The following is a 24,225-nucleotide window of genomic DNA, read 5'->3' as shown; positions in this document are numbered from 1 at the left end:
CGGATATGCCTAATTAATTATCTCAATATATTTCTGAAGCGCTTCATACTACTATTTGCAACCGTTTTCAGCTCACAAATCCTTGATTTTCCAAGCACTAAGCCGCCTTCTCAGACAGCTCATGCCGAAGTATTGCACCGCTTCGCTATGCCGACACGCCCATCTGCTGCCACATGCCAGTGTGCTGACACACATCAGCGCTGCCTTTCACCTGCACGCCGCAGAATCAATCTGTTCATTGCACGTGAGCAAGCTCCTCCAAACACACCGAGCAGAACAAATCTGCTATCTGCACGCGAAGTAACCTCTTCAACTGCAACCAACAGAAACCTCCTGCTAACTGCACGCGAAGAGACGCGTACACGCACGCCCAACAGAACGAAGCTGCTCAGTGCACGATAAGCAGCCTCTTCAACTGCAATAAGCAGAACTGTTCTGTTGGGTGCAGGTAAACAAAGCGCTTCGCACACATTGAACAGAATCAATCTGTTATATGCACGCAAGCAGAATTCCCCGCGCACGCCGAGCAGAACGGGACTGTCAACTGCACGCGAAGAGACGCGTACACGCACAACCAACAGGACGAAGCTGCTCAGTGCACGATAAGCAGCATCTTCAACTGCAGCGAACAGAAGCATCCTGCTAAACGTGCGCAAAGAGATATGTACGTGCACAGCTAACAGAACGGGACTGCTAACTGTGCACGAAGAAGATCGCTCCGCTGCAACCAGCAGAACAAACCTGCTCAGCGTGCACGAAGAGACTCGCACGCGCACAGCGAGCAGAACGAAACTGCTAACTGTGCACGAACAGAGCCTTTCGCGTGTACTGAGCAGAATGGATCTGCTAACCGTGCGCGCAATGCATACGAATAAAGAAAAGGTGCGCCAGCGCAATGCTGACGCACCTAGCAGAGAGGGACATCGACTGTCGGATTCACTCACTGGTTGTCTTCAACGGCTTGCGACCACTTGGCGTTCCACTCGTCCATGATCTGGTCGATGGTCTTCGCCTTGGTGGAAGCCTGAACAACGATATCTTGAATCTTCTTGCCGTTACCATTGTTGACGCCGAGCTCAGAGTCAGAGTTCACATTGGCGAGCAGATCTTCCTGACCTTTCTTTGCAGGAGCGTCGGTGATCAGCTCAACATCCTTGAACTGCTCGTAGATCTCAGGCATCGTGTCATCGTCTTTAGCGATCGGGATACCACCCTCGTTGAGCGCGAAGCCCGACTTCTCAGTCATCCACTTGATGAAGATCATCGAGGCTTCCTGGCGATCTTTGTCAACGTTCTTGTTGATGGCCATCGAGTAATCGCCGGCGATCGTGGCATACTGCTTGCCGTTCACGGTGATCGGGAATGGCATGTAGCCAACGTCGTCCGGGTTGTCGCCAGCCTGCTTCATCTGCGGCACAGCCCAAGCACCAAGCACCATCGTCGCGATCTGACCATTGTTCATCTTGCCCTTCGAAGACTCCCAATCGGTGGTCGAGTAGTCGTCTTCGTTCAGGCCGTTCGACACGACGTCGTAGAGCGTCTTGTATACGGCATATGGGTGGGTGTCGGGGTCGGTGGAATCCTTCTTGAACGGATCCTTGGTGTTCGGCAGCACCTGGTTCATGTATTTCGAGTCGCCGGTGGCATTGCCACCGATGTATTGATCCCATGCGCCCATTGCCCACTCTTCAGCGAAGTTCGTGTAGAGAGGCACTGCGTCGGTCTTCTCTTTGACGAGCTTCAGGTCGGCGACAAACTCCTCCGGCGTCTTCGGCAGATCCTTGATGCCAGCCTGCTCGAACACCTTCTTGTTGTAGACCACGCCAGCCGTGACGCCGTTGTTGGCGACGCCGTAAGTCTGGCCATCATATGCCTTCTCGTCGGCGAGCTTCACAACCTTCTCCATGTCGGCCGTCTCTCCAAGCGGCACGAAATAGTTCTTGTATTCCGACTTATCGACGGCCGGAATCATCATGATGTCCCACGAATCATTGTTCGCCTGCAGACGCGTGAGCGAGGAATCCGCATAGTTCGAGTCAGTTTGCACCTTGACTTCGATGTTCGGGTACACCTTGTTGAAGTCTTCGATATATGACTTCCAGTTCTTGCCCGGGTAGTTGTCGAGGTTCATGTCGGTGCGATTGTTCATGAACGTGATCGTGGTCTTGATGTCTTTGCCAGTCTCACCGAGCTTGATCTCCGGGTAGGTGACGCCTGTTTTGTTGCCCTCGGCAGTCTTCGAGCCGCCGTCTGCGCTGTTACCTCCGCAAGCAGCCATGCTCACTGCGCACGCAGCAGCCAGGAATACCGCAGCAATTTTCTTAGCCTTCATTTTCTTCCTCCCATGTGGGTTCCCGAACAGTGACTCTGCCTTGAATCACCGCTGGATTCGCTCACCGCAACTTCGTGGTGTGCGAACTTGATGATTGACAGACTAAAACCGCACAGATGTTTTTGTCAAGCGCTTAAGTTGCAGTAAATGCACGCTTTTCTTCAGAAATTATTTTCTTGAGAGAAAAATATTATTAGTCAAACTCAAGTATTTTCAACAGTTATCAATTTATTGAATGATTGGACTAACTGATGTGCAAACCTTTGCAGAACATCACAAAAACGTGTGCGAATTTCGGCGCGCCGTCCGAATCCTGAACTGCATAAGCACGGCAACTGATACAAAAAGTGCTTCTGCCCGCGAGAAAACGCGCGGGCAGAAGCACTAGTAAGCAAAGGCACTGATTTAATCAGCATAAGCGATTAAGCAACACTATGCCGCACAAGTATCACGCCATCGATCACTTGGCGGAATGCTCAGCGATGAAGTTGCGGTACCAGTTGTAGCTGTCTTTCTTGATGCGCTCCTCGCTGTCGTAGTCGACGTACAGCAGTCCGAAGCGCTTCGAATAGCCGAATGCCCACTCGAAGTTGTCCATAAGCGACCACACGAAATAGCCGATGACGTTGCTGCCCTCGTCGATCGCGCGATGCACGGCATCGAGGTGGCGGCTCAGGTAGTCGATACGGTCGCCATCGTGCACTGCCTTCACGCCGTCGGCGCTCACCTCAACCTTGTCGGGGCACGCCATGCCGTTCTCGGTGACGACGAGCGGAATGTGATCGTAATCATCGTTCAGGCGAACCAGCGTGTTGTAGAGCGCGTCAGGGTCGATGTTCCAGCCCATTTCGGTGTGCGGGCCCTTGGTGGGCAACCAGTCGATGTCGCTTGCACCCGGAGCCGTTGAAGCGGCAGTGCTCTGCGGGAATTGCGGGCGGTCGCTCATCGCGAGCAAGCCGGTCGAGTAATAGTTCAAGCCGAGCACGTCGATCGGCTGGTGAATCAGCTCGAGGTCGCCGTCGCGCACGAACTCCCAATCGCAGATGCCCTTCGTGATCGCAAACAGTTCATCTGGGTAGTAGCCGCGCAGCATCGGGTCGAGGAACACGCGGTTGGCAATCAAGTCAACGCGGTGCACGGCGTCGGAGTCACCACGGTTGATCTGCAGATTGCACGTCACCGAAAGATCAGGCTTGGGGCCCGCCTCGGCGCGCACAGCCTCGCACATCAAGCCATGCGCCAGATTCAGGTGATGCGCGGCGCGGAACGCGAGCGGGCCACCGCCCAAGCCGGGAGCGTGCTCCGTGCCGCCATAGCTCAGATGAGCTGAGCACCACGGTTCGTTCAGCGTGGTGTAGGTGTGCACGCGATCCCCGAGCCGCTTGGCCACAATGCCGGCATACTCGGCCATGCGGTATGCGGTATCGCGATTCAGCCAGCCATCGGTCTGCGGATTTTCGTTCAAATACTGCGGCAAATCCCAGTGATACAGCGTCACGACCGGATCGATGCCATATTCGAGCAACTGGTCCACGATGCGCTCATAGAAGTCAAGCCCCTTTTCGTTCGGCTTGCCGTCAGGCGTCGGGATCACGCGCGGAATGCCGATCGAGAAGCGGTATGCGTTCACGCCGAGGTCGCGAATCAGTTTCAGGTCTTCTTGCCAGCGATGGTAGAAATCGTCCGCCTTATCACCGGTGTCACCGTTCAGCACGTGACCGGGAGTGTGCGAGAAGGTGTCCCAAATCGACGGCGTGCGGCCGTCTTCCGAAGCAGCCCCCTCGATCTGGTAGGCGGCCGTGGCCGTGCCGAACATGAATCCTTCTGGGAATGTCGTTGTCATATCTGCCTGCCTATTCTATCGATCATTGATGCCGGTTGCGCAACCTGGTTCGCCAAGCCGCGTTTTCCTTGTCATTGTGCAGAACCGCGCCATCGGCACACCGCCGATTCGCCGGTCACGCCATGCTCTGCGCGCAAGTTCGCACGCGCAACTGTGCACACGCGTACTTATGCGCTTCAGCGAATATAACGTTCGCCTGCGCGCTCACACAACGCACACCGCCAGCGTCACATCCGCAGTAAATAACAATCGCTATCGTAGCGCGCGCCCCCGCTTTTGTGAGCCCGTTGAACTTTCGGCGTGTTGGCGCCTGCGCAACGCGCAATGTCAAGCACATCACCGCAAGTCATATAATCAAATTGCTGAGTCTGCATTGTCAGCAGACTCTCCCGTTTACCACCAACTACTATCAACACCGACTGCATAGCAGCCATCCGCCGCAGCTGCACAAGCAAAGGAGCGAACATGCAGTACATCGATTCGCATACTGAAGCGCTTAGGTACATGGGACGCACCGAACGCACCGCCGACGGCGAGCTGTGGGTGTTCCCATACACTCAAGCGCAGTTCTGCTTCACGGGCACGAGTCTCGCTGTGCGCATTCGCAATCACTGGGATTACGGCAATATTCGCCTTGGCGTGATCGTCGACAACACGCAGTTCAGTGTGCGCGTGCCCACGCCCGCCGAGCCAGACGTGCCCGCGAACTGCGAACTTCACAGCGACGGCACTATGACGCTCACTATTGCGCAGCATCTGCCGAATATTGAGCACCGCGCCACCGTGTTCAAAAGGCAAGACGGCGGCATGCACTACATGGAATTTCTCGGCGTGCTCATCGACGACGACGCGCGCGTGCTGCCGCCGCTCGACCCGCCCAGCTCACGCCGCATCGAAGTCTACGGCGATTCGGTGAGCTGCGGCGAGCGCAACGAAGCCGTGCTCTACACCGGCAAAGCGGATCCCGACATCGATTTGTCCGCCTACAGCAACGCCTGGTATTCGTATGACGCGATCGCCGCGCGCACACTGCACGCCGACCTGCGCATCATCTCGCAGGGCGGCGCGTCGCTGCTCGACAATATCGGCTGGTTCAACGCACCGAACTACATCGGCATGGAGAGCATCTGGGATCGCGTGCGCTACAACCCCGCGCTAGGTGAGACGTCGCGCTGGGATTTCCACGAATATGTGCCGCAAGTGGTGGTGATCGCGCTCGGCCAGAACGACTCCCATCCCGTCGATTTCATGGCAGACGATTACTGCTCCGAGCAGTCCGCGAATTGGCGCGCGGAATATGCCGTGCTGATCGCGCGTCTGCGTGAGCGCTACCCTGACGCGCATATTATCTGCACCACCACGCTGCTGCAGCACGACGCGAGTTGGGATCGCGCGATTGACGAAGTGGTCAGCAATCTCGACGACCCGCAGGTGACGCATTTCGCTTACTCGCGCGCGGGCACTGCCACTCCTGGGCATCCGCGCATCGCCGAAGACGAGGAGATGGCGCGCGAACTCACTGCATACATCGAATCGTTCGGCGAGGAACTCTGGGAGAACTAGAGCGGCACGCTCATATTGAACACTAACGAAACCACCAAGATTCCTCAGTAGTATCAATTACGAACGGCGAATAAGGAGATTGACATGGCGACAGTAACCGGCATTGCACCCGGCGCATCGGGTTTGGCAGACTCTGCACAGAGTGATTACGGCAACGCGAACAATGCAGATGACCGCACGCGACACGGCAAACTGCGCGTCGCAGCGGTGTTCAGTGACCATATGGTGCTACAACGTGAAACACCGATCGCCGTGTTCGGCGAAGCTCCGGCGGGCGAAGTGGTCGCCGCGTTCGTCACTGATGAAGATGGTCAGGAAATCGCGCAATCCGAAGGGCATGTGAGCAGTAACGGCACGTGGCAGCTCGAACTGCCGTCGCTGCCTGCGGGAGGCCCGCTTATTCTGCGCGTGCGCTGCGGTGCTGACGAGATCGAGTTTCGCGATGTGCTGGTCGGCGAAGTGTGGCTCGCCGGCGGGCAGAGCAATATCGAGTTCGAACTCTACAACAGCGAGTTCGGCAAAGACGCGATCGCCAACGCGCAGGATCCGCTGCTACGCTTCTACAACACCCCGAAAACCGCGCGCGTCAATCTGAACGCCGAGGCGGAATCCGGCTGGCAGCTAGGCGAGGCACCGCAGGTCGCTCATATGAGTGCCGTCGGCTATTACTTCGCGAAGCAGTTGCGTGACGCGCTGGCACATGGCATTCCAGTCGGCATCATCGACTGCTACATCGGCGGCACGTCGATCAGCGCATGGATGAGCGAGGAACTGCTCGAACGCACAGCGCTCGGCCACAAGTATGTGCAGGAATATCGCGACGCGATCGCTGGCAAAACCGACGAAGAGATGCTCGCCGCGCAAAACAGTTGGCAGAAGATCTTCGACAAGTGGAACGCCGACGTCGCCGCTGTGAAAGAGGAGCATCCGGATTATTCGCAGCCGCAAATCGACGCCATGCTCGGTCCATGCCCGTGGCCGCCGCCGGTCACGCCGTTTGCCGAACGCAGGCCATACGCGCTGTTCGAGGCGATGATTCGCCGCGTTGCACCGTACACGATCGCCGGCGCGCTCTGGTATCAGGGCGAAGAAGACGAGCTCAACGCAGCTGGATACGGCGAACTGCTGCGCGGACTGATCGGCGAATGGCGGCAGACTTGGCAGCGCACTGATTTGCCGTTCCTCGTCGTGCAACTGCCGCAGTTCATCGCCGCCGCAGACGCCGATAACGACCCATTGCGCTGGCCTGTATTGCGCGACCAGCAGCTCAGTGTTACACGTGAAACACCGCATGCGGATATTATCTGCACGATGGATTGCGGCGAGTTCGACAACGTGCATCCAGTCGACAAGCGCACTGTTGGCATGAGGCTCGGAGATCTTGCGCTGCACGACATCTACCACCTCGACGTGCCAGCGAGCAGCCCGCAATTGATTGAGCTTAACATTGGCGAAGGCGGCGGCGAACTGATCGCCGTATTCAACCACGCGCACGGATTGCACTGGCATGGCACTACGCCAGACACAATGCGAGCTGTAGACGATATTGCCGAAAGCCCCGAGCGCGATGGCGGCAGTTCCGGCTTCGAAGTGGCTGCCAGCGCTGACTCGGAGTTCGTGCCTGCGCACGCTCGCATCGAGCAGATCGCACGCCCTGGCGAAGATCCAGCTGATTCCGATCTATGCGCCGTGCACATCTTCGCACCTGAAGTTCCGCAACCGCGACATGCCCGTTACGCTTGGCGCAGCTGGGGCCCTGCCCCACTGTTCAACGCGGACGGCCTCCCCGCCTTCCCATTCTCTGCCTGAGAGCAAAGCACGGCAGAGATAGGCAATCAACTGCGTTTCAAGCGCCGATACGGGGCATTTCGCTTACGAGGCGACATTACCGAGCATATCCACGTATAGTGGTGACGGTTTTCCAACGATTTCCGGCGATCATACTTGCCAAATGGGCTCTTAATGTCGCCTCGTAAGCGAAATACCTTGCGCCACTATCTTTTGTCTGTCTACTATCGCACTGAACAACAGCAATCTTATACTTGTTATCATTTTGAACACGGTTTAACCGTGAATCTAGCACAATCTGCCCCTCTATTTGATAATCACTATCATTTAGAGTGTAATTTGAGTGCAAAACTAGCTAAATCAGCTGCGCTATCTTATAATCTTTATAACTTAGCAATCTCAAATCGGTCGAACAGGCAGTCATATGCATAGCGAATACAAAACACTGGCGCGTCTTTTCCACGCCGACAGAAGCACGGACTCGTTCGCACATCTCGAACAGCGCGCAAGCGAGCGGCTTACTGCGGAATCCACGTTCCGCACCGGAATCAACACATCTATGGGCGAGCTCTTCGTGGGCGTACCACGCGAGCTCACGCTTAAACTCAACGACGTGCTGCTTGCGGAGCGCAAGGTTTCGCGCCTGTGGAACGCAGTCACCGGAGCCATGCGCCGAAACTACATCACGCAGTCCATCGCGAGCGAAATGCTGTCTACCAACGAAATCGAGGGCGTGCGCAGCACCCGCAAAGAAGTGACGCAGGCCATCACTGCCGCGGAAAATAACACGTCAGCAAGATTTAGCGAGCTCGCCAGACTGTATTTGGAGTTGGACGATTCAACCGCCGAATTCCCGCGTACACTTGAGCAGATTCGTGAGATCTACAACAAGATTGCGGCTGGCGAGATCGACGCAAACACCATGCCAGATGGCGCGTTGTTCCGCGCCCAAGATGTCGATGTGGTCGGACCGCATGGCACTGCAATACACAGCGGAGTCTCAGGCGAAGCACAGATCAGCGCGCTGCTCACACAGATGATTTCCTTGGCGCACAGTTCAAGTATGCCTGGCGTTATACGTGCCAGCGTCGCGCATTTTCTGTTCGAATATGTGCACCCGTTCTATGACGGCAATGGTCGCACAGGCCGGTATTTGCTGGCACTGGCACTCAACGCAGATTTCTCTTTACCTACGGTGCTCTCGCTTTCGCAGACGATCGCCGATAACAAAGAGCGGTATTATCGCGCGTTCACAGTCGCCGAAGACCCGCTGAATCATGGCGAACTCACGTTTTTCGTCGAGATGATGCTCGACTACATCGCGCAAGCGCAGCAACGCCTCATCGACGAGCTGGAGGCGCGCGATGTGCAGATGGAGCGCATCGAAACACTGTGCAAGAAGCTCGCCAAAGAGAACACTCTGTCACAGCGCGCGATGAATCTACTCTACGTGCTGCTACAAGTGGAGTCGTTCGACACGGTGAAATCAATGTCTTTGCAAAACGTTGCGGGTCAGCTCCAGCTCTCCAAGCAGAGTGTGCGCAGATATATTCACGAGCTCGAAGAACACGATCTCGTAGAGATTACTTCGCAAAAACCACTGAAGGTGCGTGTCAGCGAGCGCGTGCGGCAGCAACTGGTATGAGCTGAATCAGCCGAACATAGCGAATTGCAATTGAATTCTTATGCAATTTTCAGTTTGCGCCATGAGTTCGCCAAGGAAGGTGCGGTTATATTGATATCAACAACCGAACAGGTTGCGACATAACTTAAAACTCCTTCTTCTTCTCTTCTCTCTGGCCCCGACGGTTTCCTCCCGCCGGGGTTTTCTCTTATTTCACTCGCGCCATACGCCAGAGCCACACACCGAACGGTACAGTGAGCACGCCGCCGATGACGAAGATGCATTGTACGGGAATCATATCGGCGAGCGGACCGAACACCACCATGCCAAGCGGCGTGCCGAATCCAGAGAATGTAGTTAGCAGACCGAACACGCGACCGCGCATCTGCGGCGAGCTCTCCTCCTGCAGCAGAGTGAACGTGGGTGAAGCTGTGAAAGAGGTTGCAAATCCTACCAAAAAGTCCACGCACAAATATGCGAGCAATGTCGGAGATAAGCCAAGCCCAGCAGTAAACACACCCATGCCCACAAATGCTGCAGCCAGCACTGCCATGTTGTTGTGGAACACCTTTGGACCGATGGCAGATAGCAGCGCACCGCCGATCACCATGCCAACGCTCCATGCCAGTTCATTCGCTGCAAGCTTGTCCGCCGCCGTGCTGAGCACGGTGAATCCTAAGTCAAGTGATTGCCCGGAGAATCCGCGGTTCATCAGAATCAACGTGAGATTCATCGGCGCAATGTTGATGAAGCACACAAAAGCGTAAGAAATAAGCACGCTGCGTATGCGTGGGTAGCGCCACGCATACGCAAGACCCGTGCGAATGTTTGTGAATACGCCAGCCTCTGTTTCACCGTCATCAACGTGAGCTTCGTGTGAGCTCGCAGACGTCAGGCGCACGCGAATCAGCGCGACGAACACAATACCAATCACCGCGGTGGTCACATCCACATAGAGAATTGCCCACAACGGCATGATATTCACGAGTACTGCGGCAATCGCCGGCGCCGCAATCATATTGACCGACTGAATGGTGCCATTGATCGAGTTCACACGCAAAAGCTTGGGTTCCGGAGTGATTTCTGGAATGAACGACTGCACTGCCGGCGACTGCACGCCCGCGCCCGCCGAGCGGATCGCCAGAATCACAAAGAACATGGCCAGCGCAGTCATGCCGTTCGCGATTGCCAGCGATAGCACCACGGTGGCGACGGCTATAAGTGCATCGGGCAGAATGATCAGCGCTTTCTTGTTCCAGCGGTCTGCCCAGACACCGCCGAACAGTGACACGATTGCCTGTGGCAAGCACGCGCACAACATGATCACTGTCATGATTGTGCCCGAGTTCGTGCGCATCACTAGATACTAGGTGATCGCGTATTGCACGATACTCGATCCGATGAGCGAGAGCGCCTGCCCTGTCAGCAGTAGTGTCACTGACCTGCGCCAGCGCATACTTGTTCCAGATGTTGTGTTCATGATGTCTCTTTTCCTCTGGCGGAGGGCATGCTGCGGCTATAGAAGACGCATATATAAGAAAGTAATTAGATTAAAATGGCATGCCGATTGACCTGCACGCATACTGGCGTCAGGCTCCGCGAATTATTTCATTTCGGAGAATATTAGAGGATGCGTTCTAAAGTGCTATTTTCAGCACGAACATAGTCATCATGCACATTCCACACATGCTGGCAACTGTAGCACATGGCAGCGGAAATTTTTCTAAAGAATAAGAAAAGGTGAGACACACAGCGTGTGTCTCACCTTAACGATGAACCGGTGAACCCGAGCGGCTTGTGGCCTGTGGTTCACGGCTCAACAGCAACCCGCTTTGAGGGCGGGAGCTGTACAGATATGGCTGGCCTATGGCCTAGTGGCAACTAGATGGCTAGTTGAGCTCACTCCTGAACCTGGGCGCGAGCGATCTTGCCGGTGAACGAGTTGGACTCGTCGGCGTCCTTGGCGTCTTCGTTGTTCCAGGAGAACATGGCGCGAAGCTTCGGGCCGACCTCTTCGATGCGAACGTTGGAGTACTCTTCCTGAAGCTGCTTGAACTTCGGAGCGCCAGCGGCCTGATCGTCCATGAACTCCTTGGCGAAGGAGCCGTCCTGAATGCGGCCGAGGTGGTACTGCATGCGCTCACGAGCGTGCTCGTCGATGACGGTGTTCGTGTAGTCACCGTACTGAGCGGTGTCGGAGCAGCTCCAACGTGCCTTGTTCAAGCCGCCTTCGTTCATGAGGTCGACGAGCATCTTGAGCTCGTGGCACACCTCGAAGTAGGCGATTTCCGGCTGGTAGCCGGCGTCGGTGAGCACTTCGAAGCCCATTTCGACAAGCTTGTTGACGCCACCCATGAGCACGTTCTGCTCGCCGAAGAGATCGGTTTCGGTCTCTTCCTTGAAGGTGGTCTTGATGGCGCCGGCGCGCAGAGCGCCGAGAGCCTTGGCGTAAGCGAGGGCGAGATCCCAGCCGTCACCGCGAGGATCCTGCTCGACTGCCACGACGACCGGAACGCCACGGCCGGCGACGTATTCACGACGGACGATGTGGCCTGGGCCCTTCGGGGCGACCATGAAGACCGGGTGATCGGCGGATGGCTTGATGTAGCCGTAGTGGATGTTGAAGCCGTGTGCGAAGGCGACTGCTGCGCCTGGCTTGATGTTCGGCTCGATGTCGTTGTCCCAGATCGTCTTCTGATACTGGTCAGGAGCCAGGATCATGATGATGTCGGCCTCTGCAGCAGCTTCCGGAACGCTCTTCACTTCCAGACCCTGCTCCTTGGCGAATTCCACGGACTTCGAGTTCGGACGCAGGCCGACAACGACGTCGACGCCGGAATCACGCAGGTTGAGCGCGTGAGCGTGGCCCTGCGAGCCGTAGCCGATGATTGCGACCTTCTTGCCGTCGAGAACCGAGAGATCGCCGTCGTCTTCGTACCAGATCTGTGCTGCCATTTGTGGCACTCCTTTTATATGTATGTTGGTGGCACATGCTTCTGCGCCTATGCCAACGCTGTATATGTTGTTATTTTCGTTCACTGCGTTCCGGTGCTTCGTTCAGCCTGAGGTGGTGGCCGGCGAGCTTTCCGAAATGCTCTTGCAGATGTTCCCTATTCGTGTTGGAGATTTTGTCTCCACAACTGAATTTCATATTACCGAAATCTTCATATTCACTGCAGTCGCGTCCATCTTTTGGATACTGACCGTCTAACATTTTGGGAAAACAAATGAAATACTGCGCTTTTGCGCACGACCGCTTATATTATTGAAGATTTTTGACCGAATATTGGACACTTGGTGTGCTGATTGTCAGGTGAATAGTGACGTAGACCCCTTTCTCTACTCCATATAGTTCACGTTCTTGGTTTCATGGCAAGTGAGGATTGCGACGAGGCAGCACAACGCCATCACACCCATGTAGAGGCCGACCGAGCCGACTCCCCAGTGCGAGGAGAGCCAAGTTGCGACCGATGGCACGAAGGCTGCGCCGACGATTGCCGCGAGGTTGTAGCCGATGCCCGAACCGGTGTAGCGCACATTGACGCTGAAGAGTTCGGGAAGCAGTGCGCCGATCGGCCCGAAGGCGATGCCCATCAGGGCGAAGCCGACGCACAGGAACGTCATCGTCGCGAAGGTGTTGTGCACACCAACCACCGAGCTGTTGAGCAGCAGCGGGAAGGTGAGCGAGAACACGACGAGCAGCACCGAGGAGACGGTGATCACGCGACGGCGGCCGAGGCGATCGGCGTAGACGCACGAGAGCACGATGAACAGTGCGAACACGCACACCGACACCATCAGCATCGTCATGTATTCCTGCGTGGAGAAGCCGAGTCCGCCACCGCCTTGCTCAACGGACTTCGTGCCCCAAGCGAGCGACCAAGTGGCGAGAGTGTAGAACAGCGTGTAGGTCACAGCCACGAGGAACGTCGCCTGCAGCACCTGCTTCCAGCTGGTGCGGAACACTTCAACCGCCGGAGCCTTCACAACGCGCTGCGAGCGCTGCGCCTGCTGGAATGCCGGAGTCTCTTCCATATGAACGCGGACGAGCAAGCCGACCACCACGAGCAGCGACGAAAGCAGGAACGGCACGCGCCAGCCCCATGCGAGCATTGCGGCGTCATCGTTGAAGGTTTCGAGCAGCACGTAGGTGCCATTGCACAGGAAGAAGCCGATCGGAGCGCCGAGTTCAGGGAACGAACCGTAGAGTGCGCGCTTGTCTGCCGGAGCGTTCTCGGTGGCGACGAGAGCCGCGCCCGACCATTCGCCACCCAAGCCGATGCCTTGCACGAAGCGGCACAGGCACAGCGCGATGACTGCGAACACGCCCCAAGTGCTGTACCCAGGCAGGCAGCCGATCAGGAAGGTGGCGATGCCCATTGTCATCAGCGAGACGACGAGCGTTGCCTTACGCCCGATGGAGTCACCGAAGTGGCCGAAGATCAGCGAACCGACCGGGCGCGCCAAGAACGCGACGGCGAAGGTGACGAGCGAAAGCAACAGTGCGACCGTTGGGTTCGTGGTGTCGGAGAAGAACACGCGCGGGAAGTAGTTCGCAGCTGCGGTGCCATAAGCGTAGAAGTCATAGAATTCGATTGTGGTGCCGACCATTGATGCGGCGATGATCGTGCCGACCGACGAGCGCTTGGCTTGCGCCACGGTTCGGTGTACATCAAGTGCCGGCGCAAGCGTAGCTGGCTCGGCTTCCTCCGATTCGACTGCTGTCATGAGATTTCCCTTTTCTCTGCTCTCACAGTGTTGAGTTGCTAGATACGAAAAAGTCCTGCGTTCTATGGCAGGACTTGGAATCTCATGCAGATATCAAAACGTCCTGCCATATTCGGCAGGACTTGATTTGTTGTACGAAAATCAGCCCGCCGATGGCGAGATAATAATTCGTACAATCTGCAGTCGTGCATTACCAGCCATTGCGAGCCTCCTTTCGAAAAGTTCTAGCCGCGATGTTTTCGCGTTGGTTGAGAATATACGCGCGCGTCCCGAAATCACCCCAGCGAATGTTCACTATGTGGACACGCATATTGCGTAGCTGACGAAGTTATGGCAATGCGCGAGGTACACTCAAAAGCACTATTCGCAAGCGATTGCGAATAGTGCCAAACACACGAGAAGGGTTGATATGAAAAGCAAATTTACGAGGGGCATTGCACTCTTATGCGCGTGCGTCATCGCCTGTGCGAGCGCGGCGTGCGGCTCTGCCGACACGTCGCTTTCTGCGGAAGAAGCGAAACCGTATCTCGACGCGTATGTGAAGCTCGTAGACAACGCGTATTCCGCGCTTAATCCGTACGATGCGCAGGGAAATAAGCGGCAGACTTCCACGCCGGCGAATACTCCGCAGACAATAATCGACGACGTGAACGAGACGTATTCCTCCATGAATCATCTTGGACTCGTCATCAAAAGCGAGCAAGCAAAGGCGATTTTTGAGTCAGGCAAAACCTTGGGGAACGACGCTGTTTCCATTAAAGCTGAAATATCCGTTACCGTGACTACGACCGATTTGCCGAGCAATACCCCGAGCAATCATGATTCTTCAGATTCGAGCTGGTCGGATGTATACACATTCGAAGCGAAGAAGCAGAGCGGCGCAGACGGCAAATCGCAAATTATTATCACGTCGAGCACGCTGGAGAAAACTTCGAACTGAGTTACCCAAATAATAATTTATATAGCTCAACCAAGTAGCTCGAGTTCAAGCAAACTGCGGCTTGAGCAAATTTTATGAGGTATGCAAATGCGTTGTGGCGGTGGTTTGCGACCTAAAGATTATTGGTCGCAAACCACCGCCACAACGCATAAATACGCGAGTAATAAGCTACGCGAAATGCTTACGTCCGGCGATGATCACCAGCATCAGCGCAGCAGAGAGCGCGCCAGCCACAGTGAACAGCGACGTGAACGCGCCTGCCAGCGAGAAGACGATCGCGCCGGCAATGACGCCGATCAGTCGGCCCGCGTTGTCAAGACTGCGCACAACGGCGAGCACGCGGCCGGTGTGCTGCAAATCCTCGATGGAATTCACGACGACCGACTGGGCGAGCGAGTCGAGCATCGACAGCGCGAAGCCGCCGAATGCGGCGAACAGCAGCAGGCCGATCTGCGTGTGCAACGTCATGCCGCAGATTGCGGAGAGCAGCAGGCATAGACCCGACAGCCACAGCGCGGTGAAGTTCGACATGTGCGCGGTGATCGGGTCGAGCAGCACCGAAGCGACAGCCGCCATGACGTATGCCACAACAGCCATTGCAGCGAGCGTGGCGAGCGACGTCGTGAATGACGTGCCAACGCCTATGCCGTAGAACACGACGAACCAGATGTAGGTGGCGGAAACCGCCAACGTTGCGGAGATCAGCAGGCGAATCACAACGATCCAGCCCCAGTTGCGCACGCCGTGCGGTGGGCGGAACGCAGCGAGCACGCTTGACGTTTTCAACGTGCTGACGTGCAGGTATTCGCTGGAGTGCTCGCGCGGAGGCACAACCACGGCAACGACACCGGCGGCGAGCATCAGAATGCCACAGACCGCCATTGCGAGGACTCTGCTGTGCGATGCCATGCTCGTGGCGAATGCCACGCCGCACAGCGAGCCTGCGAACATCATCACATCGCGCCACGTGGCGATGGAGCCTCGGAATTTGTCGGGCACCATTTCGCCGATCATCGCAGACAGCGACATCAGCATGATTGCATAGCCCAATTGCATGAATGCCCACACGATTGTGAGCGACACGGCAGTGCTGCAACTCGGCAGCGCGAACGCGAAGAGGCCGGTGAGCACTGTGCCCGCAAACAGCCAGGGAGTGCGGCGGCCGAGTATTGTGCGCGTGTGATCCGACAGCGCGGAGGCGAGCGCTGTGGTGAGCATCGTGACGACGATGCCGATGCTCATGAGGATGCACATATTCACACCGGCATTGATGCCGTTGGCAACGGTGTGCGTTTTCACGTCGGCGTTCGCGAACATGTCGAGCTGCATCGGCACCAGCACCACGGTGAGCGCCACCATCACGAACGAGATCAGGAACGCGCACAGCGAGAAGCCGATTTTCATGTTGAGCACTTGGCTCGACGTCGGGCGGTAGCCGGTGGAATCGACCATCGGATCGCGCATATCGAAGAACGCGGAGTTGACGTCTGGAATCGGTTCGTCTGCGGCGGCGTTTGGAATGCCGCTTGATTCCGCAAGTGCCGTGGCTTGCACTTCGGGATGCGATATTGCAGGCTCCGCGGTGACCGGCTTCTGGCGCACGGCGAGACGCGCTACTGCGGCTTTGTCGGCAGCGCTTAAGGCTTCGTCGAGGTCCGGGCGGTCGTCGATGCCAGGGCGAATGTAGTCCGAATTCGGGAACGGACGCGGCGCAGACTGACTGGGCTGCTGTTCCTGCTCGCTGTTATTAGACTGATTGCTCATATGTATAACAGTAACTGTTTCGCCCAGATAAAAAAGCCGAATGCGACATGCGCATAAAAAATGGCTGGCATTCGCGGAGGCTAAACCCGCGAATGCCAGCCATTGTAGGAGGTTACTTACTCACTTGACGTGCTTGATGCGCATGATCAACCAAGCGGCGATCAGCACGAGAACGATCGCGACGACGAACACGATCACGTATGCCTGCGTGGTCGCCACCGTCGTGTGCTGCACAGCCTTGGCAACCGCCACAATGAGAGAGGTGAACGCAGTGCCGATAACAGTGGAGAGCGTGTTGGCGAGGTTCAGGATGCCGAGATCCTTACCAGCTTCCTTCGGGTTCGGAAGCACAGCCACGTTGAGCGCCTGATCGATGGCGTTGTAGATGCCGTAGCCGAGACCCGCGATGCCTGCGAACAGGAACATACCAGTTGGCGAGCGGAACAGCAATGGCATTGCAGCACCGACTGCGAACAGGCAGCTTGCCAAGGCGACAGGCAACTTGCGGCGGCCGATCTTATCGGTGATCGGGCCTGCGGAAACCGCGGCGATCAGCGAAACGATAAGCGTGATGACGCCCATCGTGGCGATGATATTGGCAGCCTTGATCTTAGCATTCGGATCACCGGCATAGATGTAGTCTTCAGCAATGTAGAACTGATAAGCGTTAATCATCCAGTAGCCGCCCATCATCATAGTGCGACCGATGAGCGCATAATAGAAGTCTGGAGCATGACGCGGCGGACGGAAGTTCAGCAGTACTTCCTTCACACTCATGTCAGCACGTGCCTCATTGCGGTTGTCGCGTTCGCGAGGCCACACCAGCACGACGAAGATGCCAATCGAAGCGAAGATCGCCATGCCCATCATCCATGCGCCGAAGATGCCGGACTCACCCTGCTTGAGGAACTGAGCGCCGACGACAGAGCCGAGCGTTTGGCCAGCGGCGATACCTGCACCGTAGAAGCCGGAGATCGTGCCACGCACCTTGTCGGGCACACGGTCAGACATCGTGGCGACGTATGGGGCGAGCATCATGTTGTAACCGAGCTGAGCCAAGCACCACAGCGTGATAATGAGCCACGTGGTATTCGTGAATGCAATGGCACCGATGCTCAAACCGGTGATCAAACCGCCTGCAACGATCCAAATCGTACGCTTGCCGTAACGCGAACGCGTCATGTCGGAAAGCGTGCCGAAAATGATGTTCGACAGCAGTGCCACGATCGAGCCGATGATGTTAACAACGCCGAGCATCGTTTCCTTGCTGGCTGGGTCGATTTGCTGGAACACCTGCGGCAAGATGATCGAGCTCAATGCCACCCACGGAATAGCACAGGCGACTGCCGAAACGGTGAAGCCGACGCCAATGCGAATCAATTCCGTTCTCGTTGGGCGGTGGCCATCCGCGGAAACCATCGGGTCGCGCATATCCATGAATGCCGAAGCTTCGTCAGGAACTGCGGTGTCAACCGCAGCCAGCGATGCCAAGCCAGCGGCTGTAGCATCGGAGCCCGTTTGCATTCGAGTGCTCTGCACCTGCTCGTCGTCGATGGTGCTGTCTCCTGCGCGGCGTTGCGGCATTGGCGTTGCCAAACGGTTGATGGCCTCTTTGTCTTCAGGGGTCAGCGCCTTGTCAAGATCCGGGCGGTCGTCGATGCCCGGTCGGATGTAGCCGTTGGAACCAGTGGACGGCTTGTTCTCGTCCTGGTTGCCGTGTTCGTCAGCCATATCTCTTCCCTTTCCACATCAATGGTGCGTGCGGGTTCCGCCCGCACGCACCTGCACGGCTTGCGTGCGTTCGCTTACATATTAGTTGCGCATCACTTGTGAGCTACTGGCGGATTGGCGATCAGATCGTCGCTGTGGTGCTCGCCCTCAGCGTCGGTCCACGTCATCGTGGCGACCGGACGGTCGTTGTTGACGCTCATGCCCTTGGAAGGCGCGAACACCAACGTGGCCGACGTGTCTTTGTCGCTCCAGGTGAAGCTGATCGAATCGTCGTCAACCTCATACGAGAAGTTGCCGTCGAAGGCCGACAGTTCGTTGCGGAACTTCGCGAGCGCGTTCAGCGCCTTGACCACCGGACGCTGCAGGTTCTCGTCGATCTCCTGCGTCGTGTAGTAGTGGCGGTTGATGTCGCGGCCGACGTTCGTGCGCTTGAGCAGATCCATGTCGTTCTTGCCCGCAAGGGCACCGACGTAGTAGACCTGCGGAACGCCTGGCATGAAGAACTGCACTGCGCGAGCGGCGATGTAGTGCTGATCGTTGCAACCCAGCGCCGAGTAATAGGTGCTGTTGACCTGGTAGAGGTCGAGGTTGGACGCAGCCGCGCCAGTCGCTTCCTTCGACTCGCCATTGGTGTTCGCGGCGATCGTCTCGACCATCGCATCAACGTCTTCGTCAGGCACCAAGCCCTTGAGCGAACGGTCGAGCTGGTCGGAACCGATGTCGATGACGCCGATGCCGTCGTGCGTATCGAGCACGGTGACGGCGTTGTTCGGGCGGATCTCGGTCCAGTGCGCCAGCGCGTCCACCTTGCCGGTGAACAGCGAGTGGAGCAGCAGCGGAGGAAGAGCGAAGTCATAGACGCGATCAACCTTGGCCGCGATCTCGACCTGCTTCTTGTAGTAGGAGTGAACTTCAATCAGAATCTCGAGTCCACGCTTCGAAGCCTCTTCGCGCAGGCGGGAGATGAGCTTGAACGTCTTCGGCGTCATGAAGCAGCTCGTACCGGCTTCCTTCGCGCCATAGCCAACGGCGTCAAGACGAATGTATTTGACGTGCGACTTGCCCATCTGGTCGAAGATCGACATCAGGTATTCCCAACCCTTATCGGAATCCGTGTCGATATCGACCTGCTGCGGGGTGAACGTGACCCACACGAGGCGCGTCTTGCCCGCGAAGTTGTAGTGCGTGAACGGCAGACCCGGGCGTGGGCGGTAGATGCCCGCGAGCTCTTCCTCGGTGGCGCCGTTCGGGAAGATGGAGCTCATCGTCAGGAACATCGGGTAATACTCGGAGTCCTCGCCCTTCGCGAGCACATCCTGGAACTGGCGGGACTGCCAGCTCATGTGGTTGACGATCGCATCGACCATGATGTCGTGCGTCTTGGAAAGTTCGGCGATGTCATCCCAATCGCCGAGACGCGGATCAACCTTCGTGTGGTCGATCGGGTCGAAGCCCGCATCAGCACCATCGAACGGGGTGAAGAACGGCAGAATGTGCACGCCCTCATACACGCCATCGAAGCGAGTGCGCAGAATATCCGTCATCGAGGCGAGATTTCCGTCACCCAAACGATCCGCATAAGTGATCAGCTGGACTTTGTTTTTCATGGGCTCCTCCTGGAACTCTTCAAATCACGTCTTTGGGATTATTCACGGCTTTCACTTTGCAACTGCGAAGCCTCCTTGTTCGCAGCGCTCGGTATCGAACCGTTTCGATATATGGTATACAACGGATTCCGCAACGATGCAACCCCTTTGCCGTCGGCGTGTCGAACCGGTTCGATATACATTTTCGTCAATTTGCCTAGACGCGGATGTTCAGAAAATATATTTCTTATTTTCCACAGCGTCTCTCTGCGCCGAATCTTTGGCGTCATTATTCGCGTTTCACCTACGCGCGCGTTAGTTCTATCTATTGCAAGTGATTCTCAATTTGCTCCCAGCAAATCTGCAATCTTATAAATCTGCAATAAAAATTCTTGGATTTTGCGCGCAGACCGAGCCAAGCGTGTCGCGCATGGTTCAGCAATCGCCAATAATCGCACGAATAATAATCAGGCAAGTAATCAAAATCGAGCGTAGATCAATACTCAGCGAGTGGTGGCGGACTCGCGCAACGTCACCGGAATGAGGGCGTCGCGAACGCGTTCGTCGTCGTCGATCTGCGCCTCCACGCGCTCCCCTATCGCCGCAGCTATTTTTGTGAAATCCTGCTGAACAACAGTCATTGGGAGCCCAGCAAAATCAGCGACCATAGTGCCGTCGTAAGCGATGACCTGCAATTTCTTCGGCACATTGATGCCGCGCAAGCGCGCCTCCTGCACGGCGAAGGCGGCGGCAACGTCGGAGCCGATGAACGCGTCCATGCGGGGGCATTCTTTGAACGCACGAATAACCGCGGGGTGAATGCCCTCGGTGTCGTTCACTTCACCGGCCTCGAAGTAATCATGGCGAATATGCGCCTCGTCGAGCCGCTGCTCAAGCGTCTTCACATAGCGCACGGTCGGGAACGTGGTGCGCCCCTCGCCGAGATCGTCGAATTGCGAGCGCGGGCCGCCTACCATCACCACGCGCTTCGCGCCGGTGCGCAGCAACAGATCGGCGAGCAGTCTGCCGCCTTGCTCGTGGTCTGAGCTCACCTGGGCGATGTCACCGCCCAGGTAGCGGTCGAACGCGATGATCGGGCGGTGAATCGACGACCAATATTCAGCGTCGTGCACGGTGTGCGCGGCGACGACGAGCGCGTCGAGACTGTGCTGGCGAAGCATGTCAACGTATTGGGACTCCCCACCTTCCACGTCGGCGGTCGAGCACAGCATCGTGCGCAATCCGCGCGATGCGAACTCGTGCTGCAGCGCGCTGGTCAGAGTGGAGAAGAACGGGTGACGAATCGTCGGAACGATCACGCCGACTATGCCGGTGCGACCACGGTAGAAATGGCGCGCCAGCTCGTTCGGCACGTAATTGAGCTCGCGCATCGCGCTCTCCACGCGCTTGCGCATGTCATCGGAAACGTAGCCGGTGCCGTTGATCACCAACGACACACTGCTCGCGGAAACGCCAGCCTTCTTCGCAACGTCGCGCATACCGACCATCGTCACGTCCTCCATTGCCGTCACGGAACTCGAACCGGTTTAACATCTCAAGCCATTGTATGCCACCGGCACGCGCATGCCAACGTATGTTGCGTATGGTGTTTGTGTTGCCTAATGCCTTACGCTGCCTAATGCCCGAGAGCGCCGATCCACCAGCCGAGCACAACAGCGGCGAACGGCAACACCAGCGTCGTCAGAAAATAGGTGACGGCAATCGCGAATTTGCGCCCACGCGTCAGCGACACCATTTCGTTGATCGCGGTCGAGAACGTGGAGAAACCGCCAAGGAAGCCGGCGACGAAGATCAAGTACGTTGAATAATTCACCGTCTGGTAGTAATACGCGGCGGCGGCAACGCCAGCGCAGACTGCGGCGATGATGTTGATGATGAACGTCGACAGCGGGTATGAGCGATGCCACCAGCGCTGAATCGACGTGTTGAGCATGAAGCGCGCGACCGCACCCAAACCGCCGCACACGCATACGAGAAGGAATGTGCCCATCAGTTTTCCCTCCCATCATGTGCGTGCCTTCCTGCGCGTCCAAGTGCTCCTCGGCGCTGATGATCGGCAGTTCGTCGGTGATTGGGTTGGAGTCGTCAGCGGCAGGCATGACGGTCGATTGCGCGGCATTTGCATTCACCGGCACGCGCACGCCGATGGCGGGTTTGCGAATCGTTTCCATCTGCTCGCGAACGTGTGCGCCGGTGCGCTTGCGGGCAAGACGCAAGCCGAGCCACGTGCCGAACCACGCGAAACCGAACGCGAGCACGAACGTGCACAGCGTGTAGAGGAAGAAGCCGAGGTATGCGTGGGAGTGCATCGACGTGATGTCTTCAACCATCATCGCCGAAAGCGTTGAAAAACCACCACACAAGCCCATGCCAAAACCACCGTTGGTCAACTGGCGCGTGCGCTTCTTCACCCATACCGCTTGAGACATGTAGCTGACGAGCACGGCGAACATGAAGCACGCCAGAAGATTCGCCACCAACGTGGACGGGTGGAAGGCCATCAGCAGACCATGGTTCGATGCGGCAGATGGCCAGGCAAGCCAAAGCAGGTAGCGCATGGCGGTGCCGAACATGCCACCGACGAACACGACCAGATACATGAGGCCGTCCGCCAACGGGTTGAATTTCGCCTGCACACGCTTGCTCGGTGCGAGAGGAATGCTCGGCGGCCTGCGCGCCGCGGCAGCGCCGGTGGGATGCGGTTGCATGAGTTCCTTGCGGAAGTCTTGAATCGCTGGGTCTACCGGCTCTTGCGCCTCTGGCCTTTGCACTGCTTGAGGCGTCTGCGGTGCTTCATCAGGTATGGCAACGTGCGCCTTCACCGATTCATCGGTGGAATCGGAATCGTCTTCGGGTTTCGCCGCCATCTGTCACCGCCTCAAAAATGCCACGCCTATTCGTCGCCTATCGCTTGTTATGGCTCGCCCTGCATCCTATGTCGGTATGATCATGCCGTTATGCAAAGCACGAAATAGTGTAGCCGACTTTTAGTCTAGAAGCGAATGCACCTCGATGATGTGGTCGCGCTGCGGGCCAGTGCCGATGGCCGAAATGCGGCATCCCGACAGCTCTTCGAGCTTCTTCACGTAGTCCTGGCAGGTCTGCGGCAGGTCTTCGAAGGCATGCACTTGCGAGATGTCTTCGGTCCAGCCCGGCATCATCTCGTAAATCGGCTTGGCTGCCGCGAATGCGGTCTGGTCGGTCGGCATGTCGTCGTAGCGCACACCGTTCACGTCGTAAGCCACGCAAATCGGAATCTCTTTCAGGCCGGTCAGCACGTCGAGCTTCGTCAGCACGATGTCGGTCAAGCCATTGACCTGGGTGGCGTAACGATTCACCACGGCATCGAACCAGCCGCAACGACGCGGGCGGCCAGTGGTCACGCCATATTCGTGGCCTTGCGCGCGCAGCCATTCGCCGGATTCGTCGAACAGTTCGGTTGGGAACGGGCCTTCGCCCACGCGGGTCACATATGCCTTCGAAACGCCGATCACGCGGTTGATTTTCGTCGGGCCAACACCGGTGCCAGTGCACGCGCCGCCTGCCGTTGGGTTCGACGACGTGACGAACGGGTAGGTGCCATGGTCGATGTCGAGCATCGTCGCCTGACCACCTTCGAACAGCACGGTTTTGCCATCGTCGAGCGCATTGTTCAGAATCAGCGAGGTATTGGCGACATATGGCTTCAGGCGCTCACCGACGGCGAGCATCTCCTGCACGGTGGCCTCCACGTCGAACGCGCGACGGTTGTAGAGCTTGACGAGCATCTGGTTCTTCTGATGCAGTGCATTGCTCACCTTGTCGCGCAGCACATCTTCGTGGAACAGGTCGGAGATGCGAATGCCCACGCGGTTAATCTTGTCGGCATATGCAGGGCCGATGCCACGGCCGGTCGTGCCGATCTTCTTCTTGCCGGCAAAGCGCTCGGTCACTTTGTCGATCATGCGGTGGTACGGAGCGATCACATGCGCGGATTCGCTCACCAGCAGGCGGGAGCAGTCGATGCCGCGGCTCTCCAATCCATCGATCTCTTCCAGCAGCACTTCGGGGTCAACCACAACGCCATTGCCGATGACCGGCGTGGCATTCGGGCTGATGATGCCAGACGGCAGCAGGTGCAGTGCGTAGGATTCATCGCCAACGACCACGGTGTGCCCCGCGTTGTTGCCGCCATTGAAGCGAGCAACATAGTCGACTTTGGTGCCAATCAGGTCGGTAGCCTTGCCCTTACCTTCATCGCCCCATTGCGCACCGATCAACACGATTCCTGGCATTGCGAACCTCCGCTTCGGTCTAGTTGTGCCG

The 24,225-nt window shown here is 57.1% G+C and carries 16 protein-coding genes and 1 pseudogene; 4 read left to right on the top strand and 13 right to left on the bottom strand.

Annotated elements, in window-relative coordinates:
* Positions 1-194: 194 nt before the first annotated feature.
* The 3 genes from GSD1FS_RS03370 to GSD1FS_RS03360 form a co-directional block, all read right to left on the bottom strand.
* The gene (locus GSD1FS_RS03370) at positions 195-638 is read right to left on the bottom strand and encodes a hypothetical protein (RefSeq protein ID WP_155588366.1); all 444 of its coding nucleotides are present in this window, start codon (positions 636-638) and stop codon (positions 195-197) included.
* 302 nt (positions 639-940) lie between these two features.
* The gene (locus GSD1FS_RS03365; RefSeq protein ID WP_155588365.1) at positions 941-2,332 is read right to left on the bottom strand and encodes an ABC transporter substrate-binding protein; all 1,392 of its coding nucleotides are present in this window, start codon (positions 2,330-2,332) and stop codon (positions 941-943) included.
* 460 nt (positions 2,333-2,792) lie between these two features.
* Complete coding sequence (locus GSD1FS_RS03360; protein ID WP_155588364.1) at positions 2,793-4,175, bottom strand: GH1 family beta-glucosidase; 1,383 nt, start codon at positions 4,173-4,175, stop codon at positions 2,793-2,795.
* A gap of 465 nt (positions 4,176-4,640) precedes the next feature.
* Between GSD1FS_RS03360 and GSD1FS_RS03355 the strand changes: the two genes are divergently transcribed.
* The 3 genes from GSD1FS_RS03355 (at position 4,641) to GSD1FS_RS03345 (ending at position 9,171) form a co-directional block, all read left to right on the top strand.
* A complete protein-coding gene (locus tag GSD1FS_RS03355; RefSeq protein WP_155588363.1) occupies positions 4,641-5,738 on the top strand; it encodes an SGNH/GDSL hydrolase family protein in 1,098 nt (365 codons plus the stop codon).
* Positions 5,739-5,822: 84 nt separating this feature from the next.
* Positions 5,823-7,547 (top strand): sialate O-acetylesterase, encoded by a 1,725-nt coding sequence (locus GSD1FS_RS03350; RefSeq protein WP_155588362.1) that lies wholly within the window; start codon positions 5,823-5,825, stop codon positions 7,545-7,547.
* 403 nt (positions 7,548-7,950) lie between these two features.
* Positions 7,951-9,171 carry a Fic family protein gene (locus GSD1FS_RS03345; RefSeq protein WP_155588361.1) on the top strand — a complete coding sequence of 407 codons (1,221 nt, stop codon included), beginning with the start codon at positions 7,951-7,953 and terminating at the stop codon, positions 9,169-9,171.
* 187 nt (positions 9,172-9,358) lie between these two features.
* Here GSD1FS_RS03345 and GSD1FS_RS03340 read toward each other — a convergent pair whose 3' ends face one another.
* The 3 genes from GSD1FS_RS03340 to GSD1FS_RS03330 form a co-directional block, all read right to left on the bottom strand.
* Positions 9,359-10,507, bottom strand: a complete 1,149-nt coding sequence (locus GSD1FS_RS03340) for an MFS transporter (protein ID WP_246165759.1) — start codon at positions 10,505-10,507, stop codon at positions 9,359-9,361.
* Positions 10,508-11,049: 542 nt separating this feature from the next.
* Complete coding sequence (gene ilvC, locus GSD1FS_RS03335) at positions 11,050-12,105, bottom strand: ketol-acid reductoisomerase (RefSeq protein ID WP_155588360.1); 1,056 nt, start codon at positions 12,103-12,105, stop codon at positions 11,050-11,052.
* 384 nt (positions 12,106-12,489) lie between these two features.
* On the bottom strand, positions 12,490-13,761 hold the full coding sequence (locus tag GSD1FS_RS03330; RefSeq protein ID WP_246165786.1) for an MFS transporter: 1,272 nt from the start codon (positions 13,759-13,761) through the stop codon (positions 12,490-12,492).
* Between the two features lie 526 nt (positions 13,762-14,287).
* Between GSD1FS_RS03330 and GSD1FS_RS03325 the strand changes: the two genes are divergently transcribed.
* Positions 14,288-14,818 carry a hypothetical protein gene (locus tag GSD1FS_RS03325; protein ID WP_155588358.1) on the top strand — a complete coding sequence of 177 codons (531 nt, stop codon included), beginning with the start codon at positions 14,288-14,290 and terminating at the stop codon, positions 14,816-14,818.
* Positions 14,819-14,986: 168 nt separating this feature from the next.
* Here the strand turns inward: GSD1FS_RS03325 and GSD1FS_RS03320 are convergent, their stop codons facing one another.
* The 7 genes and pseudogenes from GSD1FS_RS03320 to GSD1FS_RS03290 all read right to left on the bottom strand — a co-directional run bounded on the left by GSD1FS_RS03320 (position 14,987) and on the right by GSD1FS_RS03290 (position 24,194).
* Positions 14,987-16,582 carry an MFS transporter gene (locus GSD1FS_RS03320; RefSeq protein WP_155588357.1) on the bottom strand — a complete coding sequence of 532 codons (1,596 nt, stop codon included), beginning with the start codon at positions 16,580-16,582 and terminating at the stop codon, positions 14,987-14,989.
* Positions 16,583-16,702: 120 nt separating this feature from the next.
* Positions 16,703-18,313, bottom strand: coding sequence for an MFS transporter (locus GSD1FS_RS03315; protein ID WP_155588356.1), 1,611 nt, complete (start codon positions 18,311-18,313; stop codon positions 16,703-16,705).
* Between the two features lie 92 nt (positions 18,314-18,405).
* Positions 18,406-19,920, bottom strand: a complete 1,515-nt coding sequence (gene gtfA, locus GSD1FS_RS03310) for a sucrose phosphorylase (protein WP_155588355.1) — start codon at positions 19,918-19,920, stop codon at positions 18,406-18,408.
* A 482-nt stretch (positions 19,921-20,402) separates the two neighbouring features.
* A complete protein-coding gene (locus tag GSD1FS_RS03305; RefSeq protein WP_155588474.1) occupies positions 20,403-21,407 on the bottom strand; it encodes a LacI family DNA-binding transcriptional regulator in 1,005 nt (334 codons plus the stop codon).
* A gap of 128 nt (positions 21,408-21,535) precedes the next feature.
* Entirely contained in the window at positions 21,536-21,910 is a 375-nt protein-coding gene (locus GSD1FS_RS03300; protein WP_155588473.1) for a fluoride efflux transporter FluC, read from the bottom strand.
* A gap of 250 nt (positions 21,911-22,160) precedes the next feature.
* Positions 22,161-22,520, bottom strand: a pseudogene (locus tag GSD1FS_RS10385) (CrcB family protein); the annotation flags it as partial.
* 387 nt (positions 22,521-22,907) lie between these two features.
* Complete coding sequence (locus tag GSD1FS_RS03290) at positions 22,908-24,194, bottom strand: adenylosuccinate synthase (RefSeq protein ID WP_155588354.1); 1,287 nt, start codon at positions 24,192-24,194, stop codon at positions 22,908-22,910.
* Between the last annotated feature and the right edge of the window lie 31 nt (positions 24,195-24,225).

Origin of the sequence: Bifidobacterium canis, from assembly GCF_009727065.1 — a bacterium.
GTDB classification, from domain to species: domain Bacteria; phylum Actinomycetota; class Actinomycetes; order Actinomycetales; family Bifidobacteriaceae; genus Bifidobacterium; species Bifidobacterium canis.
This window is presented reverse-complemented; position numbering and strand designations above follow the sequence as displayed.

What these genes read in the sequence shown, in the direction of transcription:
- GSD1FS_RS03345 (WP_155588361.1), top strand. Translation starts at nt 7,951, where the DNA reads ATGCATAGCGAATACAAAACACTGGCGCGTCTTTTCCACGCCGACAGA.
- GSD1FS_RS03350 (WP_155588362.1), top strand. Translation starts at nt 5,823, where the DNA reads ATGGCGACAGTAACCGGCATTGCACCCGGCGCATCGGGTTTGGCAGAC.
- GSD1FS_RS03330 (WP_246165786.1), bottom strand. Translation starts at nt 13,761, where the DNA reads ATGGTCGGCACCACAATCGAATTCTATGACTTCTACGCTTATGGCACC.
- GSD1FS_RS03355 (WP_155588363.1), top strand. Translation starts at nt 4,641, where the DNA reads ATGCAGTACATCGATTCGCATACTGAAGCGCTTAGGTACATGGGACGC.
- GSD1FS_RS03320 (WP_155588357.1), bottom strand. Translation starts at nt 16,582, where the DNA reads ATGAGCAATCAGTCTAATAACAGCGAGCAGGAACAGCAGCCCAGTCAG.
- ilvC (WP_155588360.1), bottom strand. Translation starts at nt 12,105, where the DNA reads ATGGCAGCACAGATCTGGTACGAAGACGACGGCGATCTCTCGGTTCTC.
- GSD1FS_RS03325 (WP_155588358.1), top strand. Translation starts at nt 14,288, where the DNA reads ATGAAAAGCAAATTTACGAGGGGCATTGCACTCTTATGCGCGTGCGTC.
- GSD1FS_RS03370 (WP_155588366.1), bottom strand. Translation starts at nt 638, where the DNA reads ATGCTTCTGTTCGCTGCAGTTGAAGATGCTGCTTATCGTGCACTGAGC.
- GSD1FS_RS03315 (WP_155588356.1), bottom strand. Translation starts at nt 18,313, where the DNA reads ATGGCTGACGAACACGGCAACCAGGACGAGAACAAGCCGTCCACTGGT.
- GSD1FS_RS03360 (WP_155588364.1), bottom strand. Translation starts at nt 4,175, where the DNA reads ATGACAACGACATTCCCAGAAGGATTCATGTTCGGCACGGCCACGGCC.
- GSD1FS_RS03305 (WP_155588474.1), bottom strand. Translation starts at nt 21,407, where the DNA reads ATGGTCGGTATGCGCGACGTTGCGAAGAAGGCTGGCGTTTCCGCGAGC.
- GSD1FS_RS03340 (WP_246165759.1), bottom strand. Translation starts at nt 10,507, where the DNA reads ATGCGCACGAACTCGGGCACAATCATGACAGTGATCATGTTGTGCGCG.
- GSD1FS_RS03300 (WP_155588473.1), bottom strand. Translation starts at nt 21,910, where the DNA reads ATGGGCACATTCCTTCTCGTATGCGTGTGCGGCGGTTTGGGTGCGGTC.
- GSD1FS_RS03365 (WP_155588365.1), bottom strand. Translation starts at nt 2,332, where the DNA reads ATGAAGGCTAAGAAAATTGCTGCGGTATTCCTGGCTGCTGCGTGCGCA.
- GSD1FS_RS03290 (WP_155588354.1), bottom strand. Translation starts at nt 24,194, where the DNA reads ATGCCAGGAATCGTGTTGATCGGTGCGCAATGGGGCGATGAAGGTAAG.
- gtfA (WP_155588355.1), bottom strand. Translation starts at nt 19,920, where the DNA reads ATGAAAAACAAAGTCCAGCTGATCACTTATGCGGATCGTTTGGGTGAC.